Below are 2655 nucleotides of genomic sequence, written 5' to 3' on the forward strand. Positions count from 1 at the left end.
GAAGTCGCCGTGCTGGTTTACCGACAGGGTGCCGGTGAAGATCGAGTGATGCTTCTGCGCTCCCATCGCGATTCGGTAGATGAATTCGGATTCGCCGACCTCGAAAAACGCGTCGTCGGGCGACAGCACGTAGAGCTTCTCGCGATCATCAGTGTCAGTGGCGCCGACGAACATGGCACCGGAAGCAGTCAGGACAGGGTCGCCGAGAGATTCGAGTTCGGTGCCGAAGGGCGTCAGCTGTCCGCGCTCGATCCGCAGATCGAGGCGCTGATGAGTCAGCCGAAAGATCGCGGGTATGCGGGCGCATCCGGCGAGTACGGCGGTCGTCCCGTCAGCCATCAGGCCCGGTCGTCCCGCGGAAAGATAGGTTACTGGACCGACGCTCGTGAGGGTGCCGGTCGGCAGAATCCTTGCCATCGAACCGCCGCTGTAGAGGAACAGCGCCGCGCCGCTTGGACTCTTGGCGGTGAACGCGACCATTATTCCGAGCGGGGTGGGAAGAGCAGCCGGCAATCCAAACGGACGCTGGTAGAGCGTGTGATTCGGACCGTATTCGCCTTCGACGGCGAGCTCAGTAACGCGGCCGTTAAGGGAAGCGAGCAGAAGCGCCTGGCGATGTTCGGCGGGCTTGGCGCTATCGCCGAGAAAACCGGTGAACGCGACCTGGCCGCCTTCGCCGATTTGCGCGCTGCCAAAGCTCAGCACGGCGATCTCGTGCCCTTCATTGGTTTTGTCACCCGCCTTCACCATGCATGCAAGTTTGCCGTGGGAATAAAAGAAGAGCGCATCGCGGCCGTGCGGCACCGTTGAAATGAACGCGATATTTTCGTCGGTATCCGCGACGGGATAGGGGTCGCCCTTGAAGGCGGGCGTGCAATCGGCGCCGAGCGCCTTGGGATTCAAGGCAGTGATTATGCGATGGCTTGGCACCGCGTCGGCATTGCCGATGAAAATATTCCAGCGGGCTTTGACATTCGCGTCCTTGGGCTGGGTCTCGGCGCCGAAGATCACGCGTCCGTCGGGCATCATCGAGGGCACGCCGACTTCAGTTACGAGTCCGCCACCGGGCGCCCGCATTCCTATTTCGGTGATCAGCGTCGGGACGCCGTTGCTGTCGCTGGCGTAGACTGCCTGCGTATTGTCCATCTGCAGGTCGGCGCTGTTTCCGTTGAGGCTCAGCGAGACCGCGTGCGCACCCAGCGGAGTGAGGAGCAAAATCGCGAGCGCAGATGGCAACGCCCTGAAATTAAACATTATTCCCCCAGCCGTTAATCAGTAATTCGAATGTCAAGTCCCCACAAATCTTATAGTCGCGAAAGCATACCTGGTGCAATGCGAATAAAAAGCCACCGCGGTCAGAACGCGATCGAGTCCAGCATCGCCCGCATTCGAGCACGGTGCGTCTCCGGCCAGTAAATACGCCCGCACCCTCGGCACTCCGCAAATCGATCGTGGGAGGCAAAGACGTAAGGCGGCACGCGTCGCGACACCAATTCACGTGCAACCATCGACAGCACTGCATTGCATCGCGAGCATCGCGTCAGCGCGATCACGCGGGGGTCGAGACCGAAGCGCCGGACCGCCTCGCGAAGTTGCGTTCTGATAGCGTTGCCCTCGACGAAAAAGACGTCGGCGGCGGTACGGAGGCGCTTGTCGCGCGTCACCAGGATTCTGTTGTCGGTGCGAGCGATCCGCAGAAGCTCGGCGCCGGTAAGGGAGGCGTCGGCGATAACGTCGGCGCCGAGCAGGCGCAACCAGCGAGCCAATCGCATGAGCATCCGGTCAACGGCGAGTCGGGGAGTTTCATCCATCGCGATGCCCGGTATTATATCATCGTTCGACGAATCTGCGCGGATAAAAATATAAAGCGACAGTTTAAGTTCTGAGGGAACACGCGATGGATGAAAAGCAGGTCTCGTTTCGATCGGGCGATTTGACTTTGGAAGGTCTGTTCGCCAACCCGGGCGGCGGTGGGCCAGCGGCGATCGTGTGCCACCCGCATCCGCTGTACGGCGGCTCGATGTACAACAACGTTGTCGATGCGATTCTCGAGGCGATGTGGCTAGCCGGATACGCGACGTTGCGCTTCAACTTTCGCGGCGTCGGCAGTGAAGGTGAGCATGACGGCGGCCCCGGCGAGGTCGATGACGCACTCGCGGCGCTGGCGTTCATTCGCGCGCAGCCCGGCGTGCGCAAAGAGGGGGCAGTGATGGCGGGATATTCGTTCGGCGCGATGGTCGCGGTGAGCGCGGGGTACGAACGCGCCGAGATTGCGCGAATCGTCGCCGTTGCGCTGCCGCTTGCGATGGCCGACGCGCGCATTCCTGATGGCGCATCCAAACCTGTGCTGCTGGTGTCAGGCGATCGCGATTCGTACTCGCCAGTCGCGGGACTGCAGACGCTCAAGTCGAGAATCGGCGATTCGGCGCGACTCGAGATCGTCGCTGGCGCCGATCATTTCTTTGGCGGCCGCGAGGCGGAATTGTCGCGCGCGATCGCCGACGCCCTGAAAGGCTAGCTGCCCGCGGGAATCGGGGGAGCGTCGCGGACTACCTGCGAGATTGCGTAGAAAGGATCGTCGGGATGCTCCTTCGCGATCGAAATTATCTGCGCGATCGTCGCGCGCAAATCGCCATGATTCATCCGATCGAGCGC

3 protein-coding genes are annotated in these 2655 nt (G+C 61.6%); 1 reads left to right on the forward strand and 2 read right to left on the reverse strand.

Annotated elements, in window-relative coordinates:
* Together VIW95_RS04860 and VIW95_RS04865 are read right to left on the reverse strand one after the other, a co-directional pair.
* The coding region (locus VIW95_RS04860) for a hypothetical protein (protein WP_331584293.1) at positions 1-1236 on the reverse strand (1236 nt) is incomplete at its 3' end.
* Positions 1237-1355: 119 nt separating this feature from the next.
* The gene (locus tag VIW95_RS04865; RefSeq protein WP_331584294.1) at positions 1356-1811 is read right to left on the reverse strand and encodes a Mut7-C RNAse domain-containing protein; all 456 of its coding nucleotides are present in this window, start codon (positions 1809-1811) and stop codon (positions 1356-1358) included.
* Between the two features lie 86 nt (positions 1812-1897).
* On the opposite strand from VIW95_RS04865, the gene VIW95_RS04870 reads away from it, so the two are divergent.
* Positions 1898-2518 carry an alpha/beta hydrolase gene (locus tag VIW95_RS04870; protein ID WP_331584295.1) on the forward strand — a complete coding sequence of 207 codons (621 nt, stop codon included), beginning with the start codon at positions 1898-1900 and terminating at the stop codon, positions 2516-2518.
* Positions 2519-2655 lie beyond the last annotated feature (137 nt).

Source organism: Binatus sp. (SeqCode), assembly GCF_036522015.1.
Taxonomy (GTDB): domain Bacteria; phylum Desulfobacterota; class Binatia; order Binatales; family Binataceae; genus Binatus.

Excerpts from the sequence above, each read along its gene's own strand:
- VIW95_RS04865 (WP_331584294.1), bottom strand. The coding sequence starts at position 1,811 with ATGGATGAAACTCCCCGACTCGCCGTTGACCGGATGCTCATGCGATTG.
- VIW95_RS04870 (WP_331584295.1), top strand. The coding sequence starts at position 1,898 with ATGGATGAAAAGCAGGTCTCGTTTCGATCGGGCGATTTGACTTTGGAA.